Raw genomic sequence first — 21228 nt, 5'->3', positions numbered from 1 at the left:
GGCAGGGGGCCCGGCGGCCGTGCCGGACGCATCGGCCGGCGGCGCGCCCGGCGGAGCGGGGGCGGGGCCTTCCGCGCAGCAGATCGCCGCGCTGCGCAGCCGCATCGACGCGCGCAAGGTCTACCCGCCGATCGCCAAGCGCAACGGCTGGGAGGGGCGCGTGCTCGTGGAGATGCACCTGCACCTCGACGGGAGCCTCGCAGCCGTCCGTCTCGTCGCCGGCTCGGGGTACGCGGTGCTCGACGAGGCGACGATCACCGCGGTGAAGGACGCCTCGCCGTTCCCGCCGATCGCGGGCACGGTCACGGTCCCTGTTGAATACCGTCTGATGCCCTGAACGGGCCGCTGAGACGGGCCCATGGCGCCCGGCCCGTGTGGTCGGTGCGGGTGCGCCGAAAAAGGGCCGGCCCCGTTCTGCTACACTCGCACGTGATGGTTTCTCGCGAAGGCCGCGGGTCCGCGTCCCTCTTCGGGCGGCTGAGCCCGGCGCTCAGGCGCTCGCTCTGGTTGAAGGTCACGTCCGTCTCGCTGGCCATCGTGCTGCCCATCACCGGCGCCTACTGGTACCGCCTCATCCGCACCGAGCGCCAGCAGCTCACCGCCGGGGCGGTCGAGTTCGCCGCCACCACCACCGACCTGGTGCGCAAGAGCGTGCGCGAGGACATGCTGCACAACGACCGCGACGGCATCCAGCGCACGGTCGCCTCGATCACCAGCGAGGAGCCGCTGCGGGCGGTCCGCATCTACGACCGCCTGGGGACGATCGCCTACTCCTCCGATCCCCTGGAGGTCGGGCACGCCGCCGGCGCGCACGAGCAGCCCTGCGTCGGCTGCCACGACGACCCGCTGCGGCCGCGCCAGACGCTGCGCTCCGAGCAGCGCTTCACGATCTTCGCGGGGCCGGACGGCGGGCGCGTGCTCAGCCACGTCGAGCCGATCTTCAACGACCGAGCCTGTTCGACCGACCTCTGCCACGCCCACGACGGCGGCGTGCGGGTGCTCGGGGTCCTCATCGCGGAGTTCCCGCTCGCCCGCATCGACCGGCGCGCCGACGAGCAGGTGCGGGACTTCACGGCCTTCGTGCTCCTCTATTTTGCGGCTCTGGCGACCGCCGGCACGTTCGTGCTCTGGCGGTTCGTGCTGCAGCCGGTGCGCGCCGTGTCACGGGGCGTCGAGCGCGTGGCGGCCGGCGACCTGGCGCAGACCGTCCCCGTGGTCTCGTCCGACGAGATCGGCGGCCTCGCCGCGAACTTCAACGCGATGACGATGGAGCTCGCCGCCTCGCGCCGGCGCCTGGAGCAGGCGGCCCGCGGTCTCGAGGTGCAGCTGGCGGCGAAGGCCGCCGAGGTGCGGCGGACGGAGGGGAGGCTCGCCGAGGCCGAGCGGCTCGCGGCGCTCGGGCGCCTGACGGCGGAGATCGCCCACGAGATCCGCAACCCGCTCACGGCCCTCGGCGGCTACGGCCGGCGGCTGCTGCGGACGGTGGGCACGGAGAACGAGCGCGAGTGCGCGCGCATCGTGGTCGAGGAGACCGCGCGGCTCGAGCGCCTGCTCAAGGACGTGCTCGACTTCTCCCGCCCGCCCCGCTACGAGCTGACGCCGCACCTGCTGGAGGGGATCGTCGTGGACTCGCTCGCCGCGGCCGGGGAGCGCTGCCGCGAGCGCGGCATCGCCGTCGAGGCGGAGCTGGCGGCCGAGCGGCCCGTCCTGATCGACCCGGCGCAGGTGCGGCGGGCGGTCGACAACCTCGTGGCCAACGCCGTCGACGCCATGCCCAACGGCGGGACGCTGCGCGTGGGCACGCGCCTGGCCGCCGCGCGCTGCCTGGGTTTCGTGGTGCTGCTCGTGGAGGACACCGGCCCCGGCATGCCGCCGGACGAGCTCTCGCGCGCCTTCGAGCCCTTCTGGAGCACCAAGACCTGGGAGGGCACCGGCCTCGGCCTGCCGATCACCCGCAAGATCGTCGAGGCGCACGGCGGCTTCATCGACCTGGCCAACCGGCCGGAGGGGGGGATGAGCGCCGGCCTCTGGTTCCCGCAGGCGGACGCCGTGAAGCCCGGGCGCCCGTGCTGGGAGGCGCTGCGCTGCGGCCGGGACGGCGCCGACTCGCCGGAGCCCTGCCCGGCGTGGCCGTACTTCGGCCGCGCCTGCTGGGCCGTGGCCGGGACGCTGGGTGACGGGCCGCCGCGCTGCACGATGGCGGAGCAGGTCGGCGACTGCCGCGAGTGCGGCTTCTTCCGGGAGGCCGCCGGCGTCTAGCCCGGGACGATCTCGAACTTCTCCTCGTGGAAGGCGGTCTCGACCTTCGCCGTGACCTGCTTCTTGATGAGCTGCTCGACCTCCGCGAGGGTCGCGCGCTTGGCATCCAGCAGCAGCGTGATCACGTCGGCGTGGGCGCGCACCTCCAGGCGCTTGCCGCGCACCTGCGGGGCCAGCCGCAGCAGCTCCCGGAAGATCTCGTGGCAGACGGCGACCGGGTCCTTGACGAAGCCCTTGCCCTCGCAGCAGGGGCAGGCCTTGGTCTGCTGCTGGAGCACCGATTCGCGCGTGCGCTTGCGCGTCATCTCGACGAGGCCGAACTCCGAGATCTTGAGGATCTTCGTGTTGGCCTTGTCGGGCCTCAGCGCCTCCTCGAGCGCGCGATGGACCTTCTCGCGGTTCTTGTGCTCGTTCATGTCGATGAGGTCGAGCACGATGATCCCGCCGAGATTGCGCAGGCGGATCTGGCGGGCGATCTCCTTCACCGCCTCGAGGTTCGTCTTGAGGACGGTCTCCTCGAGGTTCCCCTTGCCGACGAAGCGCCCGGTGTTGACGTCGATCGCCACGAGCGCCTCGGCCTGGTCGATCGTCAGGTGGCCGCCCGACTTGAGCCAGATCTTGCGCTCGAGCACCTTGCGCAGCTCGGGCTCGAGGCCCATCGCGTCGAAGAGCGGCTCCTTGCCCGCGTAGTGCGCGACCCGCGTCCGCAGGTGCGGCTGGAAGGTCTTGACGAACTCCTCGACCCGGCGGTGGTCCTCCTTGCTGTCGATGAGCAGCCGGTCGGTGTCGGAGGTGAACAGGTCGCGCACGGTCTTGAGCACGACGTCGAGGTCGGCGTGGATCAGCGCCGGGGCGGTGGCCGCCTCGCAGTCGCGCCGGATGCTCTCCCAGAGACGCGTGAGGTACGTCAGGTCGGCCGCGAGCTCCTCCTCGGAGCACTCCTCGGCCTCGGTGCGGATGATGACCCCGTGCCCCTCGGGCTTGAGGCGGTGGATGATCTCGCGCAGCCGCCGGCGCTCCTGCTCGCCGGCGATGCGCCGCGAGACCCCGACGTGCCCCTCGGTCGGCATCAGCACCAGGTAGCGGCCGGGGAGCGAGATGTGCGAGGTCAGCCGCGCGCCCTTGGTGCCGATGGACTCCTTGGCGATCTGGACCATGACCTCCTGGTCCACGCGCAGCAGGTCCTGGATCTTCTGGCCGCGGTTCCCGCGCCGCCGGCCGCCCCCGCCGTCGTCGTCGCCCTCGCCGTCCTCCTCGAGAAGCTCCTCGCTGATCTCCGAGATGTAGAGGAAGCCCGCCTTCTCCTGCCCGATGTCGACGAACGCCGCCTGCATGCCCGGGAGCACCTTCGTGACGCGCCCCTTGTAGATGCTGCCGGCGTTGCCCTGGTCCTGCCGCCACTCCTGGATGAACTCCACCGGCAGCCCGTCCTCGACGAGGGCGATGCGCACTTCCCAGGGCGTGGAGCTGACCACGAGCTGGCGCGGGTACTTCTTCGCCAGGTCGGGCGTCCCGCCGCGGCCGAGCAGCCGCCCGATCCTGCGGCCGGTCTCGTGCAGCGCTTCCTTCACCGTGCGTAGTACTCGGGCCGGATGCGAGAGTTCGCCCCGTCCGGCAGGGCTGTCGGCGTGTGCCATCGGTCGTGGTCTCCTGCGACAAGGTTTGCGGTGCGCGCGATGCGCCACCAGATCTCCTCGCCCGCGGGGAAGCCCCCCGCGGCGCGCAACACTTCATCCGGCCGCGCCGAGGCGTCCCCGACGCGCCTCAGCTCCAGCCGCAGTTCGACGGTGTCGGCGCTCTCGCCGATGATCTCCGCGCCCCGCACCAGCGGCCGCACGTCCCGCGTCTTCACGACGCCGTCGCGCTCGCGCTGCGCCGGCAGCTCCGCGGCCCCGAGGATCCGGTCGACGAGCCAGCCGCCCGGGTCGGGCCCGGGCAGGCGCTCCTTGGGGAGGACGACGCGGTAGACCTGCAGCGCGATCAGGTCGAAGAGCGAGCGGCCCCGCGCCGGCACGCGCACGAGCGCGCGCATCTCCAGGCCGCGCGGCGCGGCCGCGGCGAGGCGCCCGAGCAGCGCCGCCGGGTCCACCGGCTCCGCGGTCTCGAAGTCGAGGTACTCCGCTTCCCCCTCGTAGCCCAGCGGCAGCGGCGGCCCGAAGTGGACCCGCGGGTGCGGCGAGTGCCCCTGCGAGAAGGCCAGCGGCACGCCGGCGCGGCGGAAGAGGCGCTGGACGGCGCGCGCCAGCCCCAGGTGCGAGAGGTAGCGCAGCGCGCCGACCTTCGCGAACTCGAGGCGCAGCCGGTCGACGACCTCCTGCGTTCGCGCGGCCGCGGCGGGCGGGGCCGGCGCGGCCGCGACATCGCGGAGCACGGGGAGCGTCTCGCAGACCCCGCAGCCCTCGCAGGCGTCGATCGGGCACGGGGCCGAGGCCCGCGTCGCGAGGGCGCGCTCGTGCTCCTCGCGCAGGAACTGCTCCTGCGCCGGGTGGCCCAGGTGCGCCCACGGCAGCGGCTCGTCGAGGCCGCGGCCGCGCGCCACGGCCTCCTCGAAGTCGATCCCCGCCTCGCCGCAGGCCTCGAGCCACGGCGCGAGCGAGAACTGCTCGGTCCAGCCGTCGAAGCGCCGCCCCTTCTCCCACGCGAGCCGCACGACGCGGCCGACGCGGCGGTCGCCGCGCGCGAGCAGCCCCTCGAGGGCGGAGGTGTCGGGGTGGTGCCACTTGAAGGTCGCGCCGCGCTTCTGCAGCTGCTCGCGCAGCTCGCGGTGGATCGGCCGCAGCGCGCCGGGGAGCAGCTGCGGCTCCCACTGGAAGGGCGTGTGCGGCTTGGGCACGAAGCTCGAGACGGCCGCGCTGACCGCGGGCTTGCGGCCCGAGACCTCGCGGCCGACGCGGCGGATCTTCTCGACGAGCGCGACGATGCCCGCGCGGTCCTCCTCCGTCTCGGTGGGCAGGCCGACCATGAAGTAGAGCTTCACGCCGCTCCAGCCGGCCGCGAAGAGGCGCCGGCAGGTCTCGAGGATCACCTCCTCGGTCACGCCCTTGCTGATGACGTCGCGCAGCCGCTGGGTGCCGGCCTCGGGCGCGATCGTGAAGCCGGTGCGCCTGACCCTGCCGATCTCGCGCAGGATCGGGTCCGTGATCGTGCCGGGGCGCAGCGAGGGCAGCGAGATCGAGACGCGCCGGCGCGCGAAGCGGCCCATGAGCTCGGCGATCAGGGTCTCGATGCGCCGGTGGTCGCCGCAGGAGAGCGCCGCGAGCGAGAGCTCGTCGTACCCGGTGGACGCCAGCCCGGCCTCGGCCATCTCCAGCACCTGGCGCGCGCTGCGCTCGCGATACGGGCGGTACGTGGTGGCGGCCTGGCAGAAGCGGCAGCGCTGGATGCAGCCGCGCGCGATCTCGATCGTGATGCGGTCGTGCGTGGTCTCGACGAACGGCACCGGCGGGCGCACGGGATACGGCGCGGCGTCGAGGTCGGCGAGGATGCGCTTGCGGATGCGCGCCGGCGCCCCGTCGCGCAGCGGCACGAGCGCCGCGAACCGGCCGGCGGCGTCGTAGTCGGCGCGGTACCAGCGCGGCACGTACACCCCCTCGATGCGGCCGAGGCGCGCGAGCTGCGCCTCCCGGTCCTCGCGCAGCTCGCGGGAGGCGCGCACCGCGTCCATGATCTCGATCACCGCCTCCTCGCCGTCGCCGAGCAGGAAGAAGTCGAAGAAGTCGGCGAGCGGCTCGGGGTTGAAGGCGCCGGGGCCGCCGCCGGCGACCAGCGGGTGGCGCTCGTCGCGGTCCCGCGCGAGCAGCGGCAGGCCGGCGAGGTCGAGCATCGTGAGGATGTTGGTGTAGGTCAGCTCGTACGGCAGCGTGAATCCGAGCACGTCGAAGTGCGCGAGCGGCCGCCCGGACTCGAGCGCCGCCAGCGGGGCGCCGTCGCGCCGCAGCTGCTCCTCGCGGTCGAGCCAGGGGGTGAACACGCGCTCGGCGAGGTACTCGGGGCGGGCGTTGACGATCTCGTAGAGGATCTTCAGGCCCTGGTGCGACATCCCCAGCTCGTAGAGGTCGGGGAAGGCCAGCGCGATGCGCGCCGCCGCGCCCTCGAAGTCCTTGCGCACGGCGTTGACCTCGCCGTCGAGGTACTGGAGCGGGTTCTTGAGCTCGAGAAGCGTGTCTTTGCTCATGGGAGAAGATGTGCGAACTCGGGCGGGGGAGGGGCCTCGATTTCCAGCGGCGCGCGGCGCCCCGGCGGCGCGAAGCGCAGCTTCCAGGCGTGCAGCGCCAGCCGCTCGCGGAAGCCGTGCCGCACGCTCGCGCGCCGGTAGGCCTTCGCGCTGGCGGGGCCGCGCGGGCCGTACGCGGGGTCGCCGAGGATCGGGTGGCGCATCCCGGCGAGGTGCACGCGGATCTGGTGCGTGCGCCCCGTCTCCGGGTGCAACTCCACGAGGGTCGCGTCCGTCAGCCGGCGCAGGACGCGCCAGCGCGTGATTGCGGCGCGCGGGCGGCGCGTCCGTGCCGAGATCTTCTGCCGGTCCTTCGTGTCGCGCCCGAGGGGCGTGTCGCAGACCCCCTCGTTCTCCGCGAAGACCCCCCAGGCGAGGGCGAGGTAGGTCTTGGCCACGGTGCGCCCCGCGAACTGGGCGGCCAGGGCGCGGTGGGCGCGGTCGTTCTTGGCGACGAGGACGACGCCGGAGGTGCCCTTGTCGAGACGATGGACGATGCCGGGGCGCACCTCGCCGCCGATGCCCGAGAGCGTCGGGACGGCCGCGAGCAGGGCGTTCACGAGCGTGCCGCCGGGGTGGCCCGGGGCGGGGTGGACGACCATCCCGGCGGGCTTGTCGACGGCGACGACGTCGCGGTCCTCGTAGAGGATCTCAAGGGGGATCGCCTCGGGAAGGGGCGCCGCGGGCGCGGGCGGCGGGATGGTGACGTCGAGCCGGTCGCCGCCGCGCACGGCGTAGTTCTTCGCCGCCGGCACGCCGTTGATCGTGACGAAGCCGGCGCCGATGAGCTGCTGCCCCCGGCTGCGCGAGAGATCTGGCAGAAGTCGCGGGATGAGCTGGTCGAGCCTCGTCCCCGCGATATCCGTGTCCACCCCGAAATGGTAGGTCGTCCCCTCTGTCATCAGGACCCTAAAAGCCGGAAATATCCAGAAGCGGCGGGTACCGATCTCCGCCGCTCGCTCACAAGTTCCGATGAATAGTGTATTTTTTCCGGTGCGATCTGTCAATCAGGAAGCGCACGGCGGGGGGGTGGAGGGCGGCATTTCCGAGAGGCACCTTGGTTGACAACTGCGGGGCCCCCGACTAGACTCCCGCGGGAGTGCCGAAGTGGTGGAATTGGCAGACACGCCATCTTGAGGGGGTGGTGGGGAAACCCGTGGGGGTTCAAGTCCCCCCTTCGGCACCAGTTACCGGCCGCTGATACGGGGCCATCTGCGGCGTCGCAACCCTCCCGACTCACTGCGGCGGGCACCAGCCCGCCTCATTCGCCGGATCGGTCTGCTCCTAGCATCTGACCCCGTCTGAGCCGCCTGCCATTCCAGAACGCTGAAAAGGGGCCGATCTGCGGCGTCGCGCCGCCTCGCGGCTCAGCGGCTGATCGAGCCCTCCCAGCGGCGGTAGACGTAGTAGCTCTGGTTGCCCTTGGCGTCGAGGTTGGTCATCTTCACCCTGACGATCACGCGCACCTGCCCCGAGGTGATTCTCTGCAGCGGCGCGCGCAGCCTGTAGAGCCCTTCGCCGAGGACCCCCTCCCAGAGCTTCTCCTCGGTGGAGCCCTGCACGGCGGTGACCGTCACCGGGTACGACGATATCTCGCTGAGCGTCGCCGGGAAGGTGATCTCGAGCACCGGCCCGGGGCCGACCACGACGTCGAAGACCTTCCCGAAGATCTTCTCGGGCTCCGCGGCGGTCGCGGCGGCCGGCACCGTGGCGATCGCCAGGGCCAGCGCGGCCGCGAGCAGCCACGCGATCGACATCCCCGCTCGTCTCATTGCCTGCTCCTTTCGCGGCGCTTCGCGCCGCCGTGAGGTGGTTGCCCCCGGGAAAAAGTAGTTTCGCGCCCCCGCTCCGTCAAGGACCGTGTCGAAGGTCACCATGTCGTCGCGCAACTATTTTGCCTCCAAAGTGATATTAACAGGATACGGAGCAACGATCGGGCAGGGGTGGCGGGACAGAAGGGGAGGGGTCTGACATGCCTCGGTTCGCACCGGTTCTGGTCACGATGCTGTGGGCACTTTCACTCGTCGCGGGCGCCGCGCCGGCGCATGCCGGTCCGGCGGTGACGGACACCAGCTACTTCGACGGCTTCCTCGACCTGATCGGCATCGATCCCTACAAGAGCACCGACGTCGAGCTGGACGCGCTCGGGGGCGTGCGGATGAAGGGCAACGGCACGTCCGAGGCGAAGCTCTGGACGTCGCAGACGGACTTCGAGGGCTCGATCTCCTACCGACCCACGCTCTTCATCGACAACCCGGCCATCCCGCTCGCGACCCTGGACGCGGCGACCGCTGCGGGCAGCCTCGTGCTCCCGACCACGCCGTACGCCTTCCGGCGGGTTGCCCCGGACGCCGTGCTCCTGCCGGCGGAGGCGATCAGCGTGGACGGCTATGGGGTCGCGGGGATGTGCGTGCGCCGGATCGACGGCCCGCTCGGCACGTACTACATGTGGTACACCGGCATTCCCGAGAACGAGCACACCGCGCGGCTCTACCTGGCGACGTCCCCGGACGGCCAGACCTGGACGCGGCAGAACTTCGATCCGATCGTCCCGACCCTCCAGCTCCCCGTGCTCGACGTCGGCGTTCCCGGGGCCTTCGACTCGCGGCAGCTCGGCAAGCCGAGCGTGGTCTACAACCCGTCGCCGGCGCCGGGAGACCGGAAGTTCAAGATGTGGTACACGGCCGAGGGGGACCTCACCGGGTCCATCGGCTACGCGACGTCCGACGACGGCGTCGTCTGGGACAAGTGGGTGCCGCCGATCGTGACCCTCGACGGCGCGGCCACTGACGCGGGCCAGCACCCCTCGCTGGCGGTGGGCGCCGACGGCCTGCCGATCGCAGCCTACTACGACGTCACCGACGGGGACCTGAAGTTCGTCCACTGCGGCAACGCCTTCTGCAGCGACGGCAACACGGTCGTGACGCTGGACCGGGACGGCGACGTCGGCCGCTTCGCCTCGCTCGGCGTGGCCGGCGACGGCCTCCCCGTCGTGTCCTACTACGACCTCACCAACGGCGCCCTGAAGGTCGTCCACTGCGGCACGGCCGCCTGCATGGTGGGCAACACGCTCACGACCCTCGACGGCGCCGCGCCGGAGTCCGACGTCGGCCAGTACACCTCGCTTGTGGTCGACGCGAACGGCTACCCGCAGATCGCCTACTACGATGTCACCGGCGGCGCCCTGAAGTTCGTCGGGTGCACGGACTTCGCCTGCAGCGGCGGCGACGAGGTGCCTTCGACGGTCGACGGGGCCGCGGCCGAGTCCGACGTCGGCAGGTACGCCTCCCTCGCCATGGTCGCGAGGGACCCGCTCGTCCCCACGACCCGGACGCCGGCGATCGCCTACTACGACGTGACGAACCAGGACCTGAAGTACGTCGCGTGCGACGATGCGCTCTGCGCCGGCGGTGACGAGGCGCCCGTGACCCTCGACCCCGACCCCCCGCCCGGCACCAACGACGTGGGCCAGTACGCCTCGCTCGCGGTGAGCCCCGGGGGGCTCCCGGCGGTCGCCTACTACGACGCGACCGCCACGGCCCTCAAGTTCGTCGCCTGCAGCAACGCCGTGTGCACCACCGTTGTCCCGCCGATCACCCTGCACGACGACGCCGCCACGGACAGCGGCCGGTTCAGCCGCCTGATCTTCGGCGCGGACGGCATGCCGGTCGTCGGCGCCTACGACGCCACGAGCGGCGATATCCTGCTCATCGCCTGCAACGATGCCCTCTGCTCAGGCGACGACGAGGTGCCGACCGTCGTGGGCAACGCGGGCGCGATCGACGTCGCGACCGTCCTCGGCCGGCAGCTTGCCCTCGCCCTGGTCGGCGGCGTGCCGCACGTGGCCTACTACGACGCGACCAACGGCGACCTGACCTTCGTCTCGAGCAGCCGCGGCCCGACGGCGGTCCTCGGCCCGGGGCTCATCGGCTCCATCGACTCCTACTCGGTCGCCCACCCCGCCGTCATGTACGACAACGGCATCTACCGGATGTGGTACACGGCGAACGACTCCAACAACCGGCGCATCGCGTACGCCTCGTCGTCCGACGGCGTGACCTGGGCGCGCGGCGGGCTCGTGGTCAACGTGGGCAACACGGCCAACGACGGCCTCGGCGCCTGGGCGCCCTCGGTCACGAAGGACGCCAGCGAGTACAAGATGGCCTACACCGGCTGGAAGACGGTCAGCGGCGGCATGACCGTCCAGGCGAAGCTCCTGCTGCAGACCAGCCCGGACGGCACCACCTGGACGAAGGGCAACGTGCTGCTCGGCTCCGGCACCCGCAGCAGCTTCGACGGGGACAACCTCTCGCAGGGCTCGATCATCTACGACGCGGCCGACGCGGGCGCGCCCTACAAGATGTGGTACGTCGGCAACACGGTCGACACCGTGACCGGGACCTATCACGACCGCATCGGCTACGCCACGAAGGGGCTCACGGGGTCGTGGGGGAAGGTCGCCGGCAGCGGCGGGCAGAACTCGGTCCTCGGGCTGGGCCCGCAGAGTCCGGCCTTCGACTCGCTGTACGCCTACGACCTGCGGGTGGTCCCCGACCCCGCGGACGCCGCCAAGCTGCTCGGCTTCTACACCGGCCGCAACGGCGCCGACTTCAAGGACCGCATCGGCGTCGTGGAGTCGATCGACGGCGGCGAGACGTGGAGCGACAACGCCGCTCCCGACCCCCTGGTCAACGTGGGCGCCGGCGGCACGCCCAGCGAGCGCGGCGTCGCCACGCCGGCGCCGGTCTTCCTTGGAACGGGGAGCGGCTGGTTGATCTACCACACGGCGGTCGACGGGTCCCTCGCGCCGGGCCTCGCGCTGCACAGCGCCCCGGACGATCTCTCCGCCGCGACGCCCGTGGGTGATCTGAGCCTGACGGGCGGCACCTTCGACGCCGGCGGCCGCACCGACCCCCACGTCGTCGCCGACGGGACGGCCCTGACGCTCTTCTACGCCGGGCTCGACGCGGGCGACGTCGGCTCGATCTGCATGGCCGGCGGGACCACGGCGACGCCGTTGGCGTTCGGCACCGCCGCGGCGATCCTCTCCCCGGGGCCCGATGCCTACGACCTCGGCGGCCTGCGCCGCCCGGTGGCGTGGCGCGACGGGGCGGGGCAGTGGCAGCTCTGGTACACGGCCGTCGGCACGGACGGCGTGGAGCGCATCGCGCACGCCTCCTCGGCAAACGGCACGGTCTGGACCAAGAGCGGCCTGGCCGTGATGCCCTCCACCACGCCGTACGATTTCGCGGAGCGGGGCGTCTGGCCGAGCTCGGCCTGGACCAACGCCACGGGCGGCGTCTCGCTGGCCTTCACCGGCGTCGACCGGTTCGGCTGGCGCCGTGCCGGCCTCGCGGCGGCCACCGGCCCGGGGCACGCCGACGGGGCGAGCGCGACATACCAGACGCCGGACGACGCCACCCTGGCGTCCGCCGGGTACCTCCCGCGCGATTGGCGCGCCATCACCTGGAACCCGGCGTCTCAGGCGGCGGGCGCCGCGGAGGTCTGGGTCAGCTACTACCCGACCTACTCCGGCCTCTGGTCGAACTTCTTCAAGATCGACAACGACACGGACCTGCCCTTCCTCCTGACGGTCAAGGGGATGCGCTGGCAGATCCGCGCCGCCGGCGACCCGCTCGACGCCGCCGTGACGCCGCAGCTCGACGATCTCACGGTGGACAATGCCCCGATCGCCTTCCCCGCGACGGCGACCGCGGCGACCCTGCCGATCGCGCCGGCGCCGGGCTGGTACCTCCTGGACTGGGGAGCGCTCACCGTCACGGCCGACACGTCCGGTGGGAGCACGCTGTCGGTGCGGATCGCCGACCAGATGGGGACGACGATCGTCGCCGACCAGCCCGTCGCCGCCACGCCCGTGACGCTGAGCGGGCTGGTGCCCAACACCAGCGGCCCGCTCACGCTCCTCTTCACCTTCACGCCGGCAGCGGGCTCGCCGCCGGCAAGCCCGCTGCTCAAGAGCGTCAACGTCACCTTCACCAGCACCGACGTCCCCTCCTCGATCACCCTCGGCGGCGAACCGAACCCGCTGCCGTACGGCGGCGCCACGGCGACGCTCAGCGGCTGGCTGACGAGCAACGGGACGCCCCTGCAGCCGCAGACGACGGCGATCACGTTGAGCAAGCGCCTGGTGACGGACGCGGCGTACACCGTCATCGGGCCGGCGACCGTCCAGGCCGACGGCTCCTTCGTGCTCGCCGGCCTGACCCAGGACGACGACACGATCTACAAGGCCGAGTGGCCGGGCGAGACCATCGCCGGCACGACCTACCCGCCGGCGATGAGCACGTTCGTGCTGCAGATGGCGCCGGTGACCCTGAGCTTCAGGGCCGTCGCCAACCCGATCCTCTACAACAAGTCGACGACGCTGCGCGGGTCGCTCATCAGCAGCACCGCGCTCGGCGACACGCCGGTTGTCGGCGAGACCGTGCTGCTGAGCTACCGGCTGCCCACGGCCACGACCTACACCGACCTCGGCTCCGCGACGACGGGGGCGGATGGGTCCTTCGCCTATGCCACGCCCGTGGCGCCGAAGAAGAACACGGTCTACCGGGCGCTCTGGCGGTCCAAGGGGAACGTCGAGTTCACCCTCGGCGTCAAGCCGGTGGTCTCGTTGAACCTCGTCGGCTACACGGGACGGCTGGGGAACTGGTTCCGCTACCCGCTCGGGAGGTCGGTGACCGCCAGCGGGGGCGTGGCGCCCAACCACCGGCTGCTGGGTGACGGGGTGACGCTGGGCAAGGTCGTCCTGGTTGTCGAGCGGCAGACGACCATCTGGCGGGGCTACCGCCGCTTCTACAAGATCCTGACGTCGACGAGCACCTACCGCAACGTCTGGCTGCCCACGCTTCGGGGCAAGTACCGGATCAAGGCCACCTTCCCCGCCGACACCGACCACTCGAGCGGCTGGAGCGCGGTCCGGTACATCCAGGTCTACTGATGGCGCGACGGGCCGGCCGGGGGAAGGCGCGCCCGGCCGGCCCGCGGGCGTCTAGTCGAAGGGGTTGAGGGTCCGCATCCGCCCGAGCAGCTGCAGGCACGTGCCCGTCGGGCAGAAGTAGCGGCACCAGGGGCGGTGGCGCGCCAGCGCGAGCAGCAGCACCGCTCCGAGCAGCGCCCACTGCAGCCGGCCGCCGACCCAGTCGAACGCCGTGCTGAAGGGCTCGTAGTTGGCCGCCTCGGCGATCCCGAACGCGAAGACCGCCACCGTCGCCAGCCAGAGGAAGGCGATGCGCAGGCGACGGGCGCCGCGATCCTCCTCGGGCGCGGCGGCGAGGCGCCACGGGACGATCGCGTGCAGCAGTTCCTGCAGCGCGCCGAACGGGCAGAGGCGGGCGCAGTAGAGATTGCGCCAGAGGACCGCGTACGCCACAGCCGCGCCGAAGAGCAGGTACCACGGCAGGCGCTCCGCCGCGGCGGGCCAGCGCCAGAGCAGGGCGTTGGCCACGTTGACCGCGGAGACCCAGGTCTTCTGCCACAGGCCGAGCACGCCGAGGGAGACGGCGAACGATGCCCAGCGCAGCGCGGGCGCGCCGGCAACGAGCGATGCGAAGCCCAGCAGGACCGTCGCGGCGATCGCCGCGACCCCGACCCACGCCACGGGAGCCAGCGTCACCGGCTCCGGCGGGACGGGGAGGCGCAGGATGTCCCGCGTCGCCACGCGCGCCGAGCGGCGCACGCCCGCCGCGATCGCCGTCGCGGTGACGGTCGCGCGGGTCACGCCGTCGACGTCCTGGCCGAGGACGAGCGGATCGCCGGCCCTGCGCCCGGTGAACTGGCGGAGGAAGCCCTCCCGGTCGATCCGCGCCGCGTACGAGGGCGTCTCGTTGTTCGGCGCCAGGGCCACGCCGGTGATCGTCCCATCGGGGGCGAGACCGACGAGCACCGGCACCGGGCCCGCGTAGCCGCGCACGTCCGGGGCGAGATCGGCGCTCGACACCACGACGCCTCCGGGGACCGTCGCGCCGCGCGCCGCCGGCACCTCGGCCGTCCAGCGCGGCGGCTCGCCGCCGCGCGCGCCGAACGCCGCGGCCCCGGGGAAGGCAACGGGGAGCAGCGGGCGCACGTCCGGCGGCGGGGCGGGGAAGAGCCAGAGCCGCAGCCAATGGAACGCCACGGCGGCGAGGGCGGTCCCGAGGAGCAGGCGCCCCCGCAGGCGCGGGAACGGCGCGCTCACGGCCCGGCCCGCTGGACGCGGTTCCTTCCTCCGGCCTTCGCCTGGTAGAGCGCCGCGTCGGCGGCGCGCACCAGTCCCTCGAGGTCCCCGGCATCCGCCGGGTACCCGGCGACCCCCGCGCTGAGGGTGATGCCCCCCGCCTCGGGCAGGCCGGCGAGGCCGAAGCGATGGGTCGCGACGGCCTCGCGGATCCGCTCGGCGAACGACAGCGCGGCCGGCGCGCTGGTCTGGGGCGAGACGATGGCGAACTCGTCGCCGCCGTAGCGGGCCACCAGGTCGATGTCGCGCGCCGCCCCGCGGACGACGCCGGCGATCGCGGCGAGCAGCGCATCGCCCGCGGGGTGCCCCTGGCGGTCGTTGAACTCCTTGAAGGCGTCGACGTCGATCATCGTCAGCGCGAACGGGGCGCCGTGGCGGTTCGTGCGGCCCATCTCCTCGCGCAGCCGCGCTTCCAGGTAGCGGCGGTTTGCGAGCTTCGTCAGCGGGTCGGTCACCGCCTGCTCGCGCAGCCTCTGCACCCGCCCGTGGAGCGCCGAGCGCTGGAGCGCCCAGGAGGCGTTGGCGGTCACCGTCAGCACCGCCTCGAGGTCCTCCGTCGAAAACGCCGCGTCGGTCTCCTTGTCCGCCAGGTTGATGACGCCGACGACCCGCCGGCGCACGAGCAGCGGCACGACGAGGAACGACCCCGTGCGGTAGCGCGGCCGCCGCGGCCGCCGCAGGCGCTCGTCGCGTTCGATCTCCTCGACGAGCAGGGGCCGTCCCTCGGCCGCCACGCGCCCGGCGATCCCCTCGCCCGCGGGGACCGACACCTCGCGCAGGGCAACGCTGCGCGGCCCGCGGGCGCGGGCGATGCGGAGCGAGCGGTCGCCGCGGTCGAGGAGCATCAGCGACGCCTCGCGGGCGCGCGCCTGGCGCACGGCCTCCTCGAGGACGGCGTCGAGGACCTCCTCCCACTCCAGCAGGGGCGCGAGCCGGTCGCGGATGCCGACCGAGCGCTCGAGCTCGCGCGTGCGCCGCTCGAGCTGCTCGCGCAGCAGCGCGTTGCTCAGGGAGAGCGCCGCCTGCCGGCAGAGCGCGGCGAGCGCCTCGCACTGGGCTGCGCCGAGCGACGTGTCGAGCACGCAGAGCACGGCGAGCACGCGGTCGCCGGCCCGGACGGGGAAGAGCGTCACGGAGGCCGTGCCCGGCGGGAAGCCCTCCCCGGCGATGTGCGAGCGCTCGGTCACGAGCGCCTGCGCCTCCGCCCCCAGGGCGGGACGCAGCAGGGGGCTGCTGGCGGCGAGCCCCGCGAGCGGGAGCTGCGCCGGCGGGGCGCCGCAGGAGGCGCGCAGCCGGAAGCGCGCCGCGGCCTCGTCGCGCACCAGGACGCAGGCCCCGCGCAGCTCCGCAACGATCGAGGCGGCGTCCAGCAGGGCGCTGCAGACCTCGTGCGGGTCGCGCTCGCGCGCCAGGTCCGCGCCGAGGGCGAGCAGCGAAGAGAGGACCGCGACGCGCGAGCGCTCCGCCGCGAGCGCCTGCTCGCCGGCAAAGATCGTCTCCGCCGCGCGGGTCGTCAGCTCCGCGGCATCGGCGATCAGGCGGGGCGAGGCGAACGGCAGGTCGCCCACGGCGCGGCGCAGCGCGGCCGCGGGGAGTTCGAGCGACCGCGCAATCTCGGCCACGAGGTCGATGTCGCCCGCGCGCTCGAGCGCGAGACCGCCGAGCAGCGTGGCCCGGCCCTCTCCGTCGCCCGGGAGCGCCGCCGCGAAGCAGTGCAGACCGGCGTGGCACCGGAAGAAGACGGTGGCCCCTCCGTCGCGCACCGCGCGGCGACGGCTGTGGCAGTCGGCGGCACAGCGGCGTGCGCCCTCCGGGCTCGACTCCATGATGCGGCACAGCTCGGGGTGGCCGGCGGCCGCCCGCAGGGCGCCGTGCCGGTCGTAGGTCAGCAGGGAGATGCCGGCGACCCGCGCGATCGACTCCTGGACCGCCGCCCAGCGCTCGGGGAAGTGCCCGCTATCTTCCACCCGTCCGTGCCGGCGCGCACTGCGGGTTTTCGCGGCTGCCGGGCTTCACCGCCGGGAGCTTCCCCTCGCGGCAGAGCGGGCAGTCCTCGGGCGGGTACGTCGCCACCCGCAGCCGCAGCAGCGCGCGGAACGGATAGGGGAACGCGACACCGCCGCTGCGGTCGACGATGCTCGCGAGGCCGACGACGCGCCCGCCGGCCGCGGTGACCGCCGCGGCCGCCTCGAGCGTCGACTTGCCCGTGGTCACCACGTCCTCGACGACCAGCACCTGCTCGCCCTCGGCGATCTCGAAGCCGCGGCGCAGGCGCATCACGCCCTGCTCGCGCTCGGTGAAGATCGCGCGCACGCCGAGCGCGCGGCCCACCTCGTGGCCGATGATCACGCCGCCGAGCGCCGGCGAGACGACGAGCCCGGCGCCGAGCGGCCGGCAGAGCGCGGCCAGCTCGCGTCCCACGCGCGCCGCGTGCCGCGGGTGCTGGAGCAGGCGCGCGCACTGGAAGTAGCGGTCGCTGTGCAGGCCGGAGGAGAGCAGGAAGTGCCCCTCGAGCAGGGCTCCGGTGCGCTTGAGCAGGCGCAGCAGCCCGGCGGCCTGCGCGGTCACGGTCGTCATCGTGCGTCCCCCCTGAGCGCGGCGATCATGGCGCGGTAGTCGCGGTGGCCGTAGATGCCCGAGCCCGAGACGATGGCGTCGACGCCCGCCTCGCGCACGAGCGCGGCGTTGTCGGCCTTGATCCCCCCGTCGATCTCCAGGAGGCAGGCCGGGTTGACGCGGTCGATCAGCAGCCGGGCGGCGCGCAGCTTGGCCACCGCCGCGGGGATGAAGGCCTGCCCGCCGAAGCCGGGGTTGACCGACATGATCAGCAGCAGGTCGATCTCCGGGAGGATGTCCTCCACCGTGCTCAGCGGCGTCGCCGGGTTGAGCGCGACGCCGGCCTTCGCGCCCAGCTCGCGGATTCGGCCGGCGAGCCGGTGCAGGTGCGGCTGTCCCTCCTGGTGCACGACCAGGTAGTCGGCGCCGGCGCGCGCGAACTCCTCGATGAACTCCGCGGGGTTGTCGATCATCAGGTGCACGTCCAGCGGCAGGTTCGTGACGCGGTCGACCGCCTTGACGATGCCGGGGCCGATGGTGAGGTTCGGCACGAAGTGGCCGTCCATGACGTCGAGGTGCATCCAGTCCGCCCCCGCGGCCTCGACGGCGCGGACTTCCTCGCCGAGGCGCGAGAAGTCGGCGGAGAGGATGGAAGGCGCGATGATGACCCTGCGTGCTGCGCTCATGATCGTCTCCCGGTCAGCGTCTCGAGTGCGTGGAACGATTGGACAAAAATGATAGCACATCCGCCGGCCGATCAGGAGCGTCATGACGCGTCCCGGCAAGCCGCTACACGGTCACTTCCTGGAATCGTCTGCCCCGATCAGTCAGGAGCGTCATGATTCGTCCTAACCGTACCCGCGAACGTGCTGCCCGGCCCCGATGGCAGCGTCATGACGTGTCCTGGCAAGGCAGCGGGGATGGGCGCGCGGAGGCGGGCTGGTGCCCGCCGCACAAGCAGCCCGACCCGCAACGCCGCCAGGGCGCGTCAGGGCCTGCCAGCGGCCCGGGCTAAATCGAATACGTGTGGGCGTTGCGGGGGAGGGCGTTGTGCTGCGTCACGAGATCGGCGAGCGTGATGCGCTCGAGCGTCTCGGCGATGGCGCGCGAGACCTGGCACCAGACCCCTTGGGTGACGCAGACGTCGGTGCGGTGGCACACTGCCGGCGCGGTCACGCACTCGACAAGGCTCAGGTCGCCCTCGAGAGCGGAGACCACCTCGAGAAGCGTGATCTTCTCCGGGTCGCGCTGCAGCGTGTACCCGCCGTGGGCGCCGCGAAAGGACTTGACGAGCCCCGCGGTCTTCAGCGGGATGATGATCTGGCTCAGGTATTTCTCGGAAATTTCCTGGCTGCGGCTGACGTCCTTCAGGAGGATCGGTCCCTTGCCGTGCTTGACGGCGAGATCGACCATGAGCCGCAGCCCGTATCGCGCCCGCGTGGACATCTTCATCGGAAATAATATTACGATGATTACAATAGAAAAGATATAGATTTTTTTTCTCGGGAAATTCTCCTTGACAAACCTGCGCCACGATGCAATACTACAAATACTATAGAGATAGTAGTGATCGAACAGCAAAGAGCGAGAAGAGGGGGGCACCATGAGCGAGAAACTTCACGTTGACACGATTGCGCTGCACGGCGGCCAGCAGGCCGACCCGACGACAGGCGCGCGGGCGGTGCCGATCTACCAGACGACGAGCTATCAGTTCCACGATACCGAGCATGCCGCGAACCTCTTCGGCCTCAAGGAGTTCGGAAACATCTACACGCGTCTCATGAACCCGACGACCGACGTCTTCGAGAAGCGCATGGCCGCGCTCGACGGCGGCGTCGGGGCGCTCGCCGTCGCCAGCGGCCAGTCCGCGATCACCCTCGCGCTCCTGAACATCGCACAGACGGGCGACGAGATCGTCTCGGCCGACAACCTCTACGGCGGCACCTACAACCTCTTCCATTACACGTTCCAGCGGCTCGGCGTGCAGGTGAAGTTCGTGCGCTCCAACGACCTCGAGGCCGTCCGCGCCGCCATCGGACCGAAGACGCGCGCGGTCTACGCGGAGTCGATCGGCAACCCGAAGCTCGACGTCGCGGACATCGCCGGGCTTGCCGGCGTCGCCCACGCGGCCGGCGTGCCGCTGGTCATCGACAACACGGTCTCGCCGTACCTGCTGCGGCCCATCGATCACGGTGCGGATATCGTGGTCTACTCGGCCACGAAGTTCATCGGCGGCCACGGCACGTCGCTCGGCGGCGTCATCGTCGACTCCGGGAAGTTCGACTGGACGAACGGGCGCTTCCCGCTCGTTGCCGGGCCGGAACCGAGCTACCACGGGCTCGACTTCGTCGAGGCGCTCAAGCCGCTGGGCAACATCGCGTACATCATCAAGGCGCGGGTGACGCTGCTGCGCGACCTGGGCCCGGCGCTGAGCCCGTTCAACGCCTGGCTCTTCCTCCAGGGGCTCGAGACGCTGCACCTGCGGATGCCGCGCCACGCCGAGAACGCGCTCGCGGTCGCCGCGTGGCTCGAGAAGCATCCGCGCGTCGCCTGGGTCAACTACCCGGGGCTGCCCTCGAGCGCGGAGCGGGAGCGTGTCGCGCGCTACCTGCCGCGCGGAGCCGGCGCGATCATCGGCTTCGGCATCAAGGGCGGCATCGAGGCGGGGAAGAAGTTCATCGACTCGCTGGGGCTCGTCTCGCACCTGGCGAACGTCGGCGACGCCAAGTCGCTGGCGATCCATCCGGCGAGCACGACCCACCAGCAGCTCTCGGCGCAGGAGCAGCTGGCGACGGGCGTGACGCCGGACTTCATCCGGCTCTCGATCGGGATCGAGCACGTCGGGGACATCATCGCGGACATCGAGCAGGCGCTCGGCAGGTCGGCCTAGGCGGGCGGGGCGCGGGAGGCGACGGGCATGGCACGCATCTATCCGGACAACTCGCAGTCGATCGGCAACACGCCGCTGGTGCGGCTCAACCGCGTCACCGACGGCGGCGCCGCGACGGTGCTCGGCAAGGTCGAGGGGCGCAACCCGGCGTATTCGGTCAAGTGCCGCATCGGCGCGAACATGATCTGGGACGCCGAGAAGCGCGGCGTGCTCAAGCCGGGCATCGAGATCATCGAGCCCACGAGCGGCAACACCGGCATTGCCCTGGCGTTCGTCTGCGCGGCGCGCGGCTACCGGCTGACGCTGACCATGCCCGAGACCTTCAGCATCGAGCGGCGGCGCGTGCTCGCGGCGCTCGGGGCGAACCTGATCCTCACGCCGGGCGCCGAGGGGATGAAGGGGGCGGTCGCGCGGGCCGAGGAGATCGCCGCGTCCGACCGCAAGCGCTGGTTCCTGCCGCAGCAGTTCAGGAACGCGGCGAACCCCGCGATCCACGAGCAGACCACGGGTCCCGAGATCTGGAACGACACCGACGGCGGGATCGACGTGCTGGTCTCGGGTGTCGGCACCGGCGGCACGATCAGCGGCGTCTCGCGCTACCTCAAGAACGTCAGGGGCAGGAAGATCGTCTCGGTCGCCGTCGAGCCGAAGGAGAGCCCGGTGATCACCCAGAAGCTCGCCGGCCAGCCGCTCAAGCCGGGCCCGCACAAGATCCAGGGCATCGGCGCCGGCTTCATCCCGGAAACGCTCGATCTGTCGGTCGTCGACCGCGTCGAGCAGGTCGAGAGCGCGGAGGCGATCGAGTACGCGCGGCGGCTTGCGCGCGAGGAGGGGCTCCTCGTCGGCATCTCGTCGGGGGCGGCGGCGGCCGTCGCCGCGAGGCTCGCCCGGCAGCCGGAATTCGCGGGCAAGACGATCGTGACGATCCTCCCGGATCTGGCCGAGCGCTACCTCTCGACGGCGCTCTTCGAAGGACTTGGCGCGTAAGGCGCGGCGGTGGACGCCGGCAGGCCCCGCTCCGCCCGGCCCGGGCGCTGGCCCGCGCCCGCGTCCGGACCGACCGCCACCACGTCGCAG

14 protein-coding genes and 1 tRNA gene are annotated in these 21228 nt (G+C 72.2%); 6 read left to right on the top strand and 9 right to left on the bottom strand.

Translation table 11 applies throughout. The features are described from left to right. Positions 1-337, top strand: a 337-nt coding sequence (locus VI078_13810) for an energy transducer TonB (protein ID HEY6000359.1), incomplete at its 5' end; no start/stop codon positions are given. Between the two features lie 170 nt (positions 338-507). After that, the gene (locus VI078_13805) at positions 508-2259 is read left to right on the top strand and encodes an ATP-binding protein (GenBank protein HEY6000358.1); all 1752 of its coding nucleotides are present in this window, start codon (positions 508-510) and stop codon (positions 2257-2259) included. Here the strand turns inward: VI078_13805 and VI078_13800 are convergent. The 3 genes from VI078_13800 to VI078_13790 all read right to left on the bottom strand — a co-directional run bounded on the left by VI078_13800 (position 2256) and on the right by VI078_13790 (position 7374). Further along, positions 2256-3734 carry an Rne/Rng family ribonuclease gene (locus VI078_13800; GenBank protein ID HEY6000357.1) on the bottom strand — a complete coding sequence of 493 codons (1479 nt, stop codon included), beginning with the start codon at positions 3732-3734 and terminating at the stop codon, positions 2256-2258. The two genes, VI078_13805 and VI078_13800, sit on opposite strands and share 4 nt — an antisense overlap. Before the next feature lie 92 nt (positions 3735-3826). Continuing rightward, on the bottom strand, positions 3827-6433 hold the full coding sequence (locus tag VI078_13795; protein ID HEY6000356.1) for a TIGR03960 family B12-binding radical SAM protein: 2607 nt from the start codon (positions 6431-6433) through the stop codon (positions 3827-3829). Next, positions 6430-7374, bottom strand: coding sequence for an RluA family pseudouridine synthase (locus VI078_13790; protein ID HEY6000355.1), 945 nt, complete (start codon positions 7372-7374; stop codon positions 6430-6432). Before VI078_13790 ends, VI078_13795 begins: the two co-directional genes overlap by 4 nt. Positions 7375-7573: 199 nt before the next feature. On the opposite strand from VI078_13790, the gene VI078_13785 reads away from it, so the two are divergent. Next, positions 7574-7658, top strand: a tRNA-Leu gene (locus tag VI078_13785). Positions 7659-7839: 181 nt separating this feature from the next. Here the strand turns inward: VI078_13785 and VI078_13780 are convergent. Continuing rightward, complete coding sequence (locus tag VI078_13780) at positions 7840-8244, bottom strand: hypothetical protein (protein HEY6000354.1); 405 nt, start codon at positions 8242-8244, stop codon at positions 7840-7842. Positions 8245-8444: 200 nt separating this feature from the next. Here VI078_13780 and VI078_13775 point away from each other — a divergent pair, with 200 nt between their 5' ends. After that, entirely contained in the window at positions 8445-13430 is a 4986-nt protein-coding gene (locus tag VI078_13775; GenBank protein HEY6000353.1) for a hypothetical protein, read from the top strand. 51 nt (positions 13431-13481) lie between these two features. Here the strand turns inward: VI078_13775 and VI078_13770 are convergent, their stop codons facing one another. The 5 genes from VI078_13770 to VI078_13750 all read right to left on the bottom strand — a co-directional run bounded on the left by VI078_13770 (position 13482) and on the right by VI078_13750 (position 18713). Further along, entirely contained in the window at positions 13482-14666 is a 1185-nt protein-coding gene (locus tag VI078_13770) for a 4Fe-4S binding protein (GenBank protein ID HEY6000352.1), read from the bottom strand. Continuing rightward, the gene (locus tag VI078_13765) at positions 14663-16672 is read right to left on the bottom strand and encodes a diguanylate cyclase (protein ID HEY6000351.1); all 2010 of its coding nucleotides are present in this window, start codon (positions 16670-16672) and stop codon (positions 14663-14665) included. Before VI078_13765 ends, VI078_13770 begins: the two co-directional genes overlap by 4 nt. Further along, complete coding sequence (gene pyrE, locus VI078_13760) at positions 16662-17282, bottom strand: orotate phosphoribosyltransferase (GenBank protein HEY6000350.1); 621 nt, start codon at positions 17280-17282, stop codon at positions 16662-16664. Before pyrE ends, VI078_13765 begins: the two co-directional genes overlap by 11 nt. After that, the gene (rpe, locus tag VI078_13755) at positions 17279-17947 is read right to left on the bottom strand and encodes a ribulose-phosphate 3-epimerase (GenBank protein ID HEY6000349.1); all 669 of its coding nucleotides are present in this window, start codon (positions 17945-17947) and stop codon (positions 17279-17281) included. Before rpe ends, pyrE begins: the two co-directional genes overlap by 4 nt. 325 nt (positions 17948-18272) lie before the next feature. After that, positions 18273-18713: an Rrf2 family transcriptional regulator gene (locus VI078_13750; protein ID HEY6000348.1), complete on the bottom strand. Its 441-nt coding sequence runs from the start codon at positions 18711-18713 to the stop codon at positions 18273-18275. Between the two features lie 151 nt (positions 18714-18864). On the opposite strand from VI078_13750, the gene VI078_13745 reads away from it, so the two are divergent. Next, positions 18865-20151 carry an O-acetylhomoserine aminocarboxypropyltransferase/cysteine synthase gene (locus tag VI078_13745; GenBank protein HEY6000347.1) on the top strand — a complete coding sequence of 429 codons (1287 nt, stop codon included), beginning with the start codon at positions 18865-18867 and terminating at the stop codon, positions 20149-20151. A gap of 27 nt (positions 20152-20178) precedes the next feature. Further along, a complete protein-coding gene (gene cysK / locus VI078_13740; GenBank protein ID HEY6000346.1) occupies positions 20179-21138 on the top strand; it encodes a cysteine synthase A in 960 nt (319 codons plus the stop codon). Positions 21139-21228: the final 90 nt, after the last annotated feature.

The sequence above is a fragment of the bacterium genome, assembly GCA_036524115.1.
Classification (GTDB): domain Bacteria; phylum JAUVQV01; class JAUVQV01; order JAUVQV01; family DATDCY01; genus DATDCY01.
Note: the sequence above shows the minus strand (reverse complement) of the source record. Positions and strands in the feature narration are given on the sequence as shown.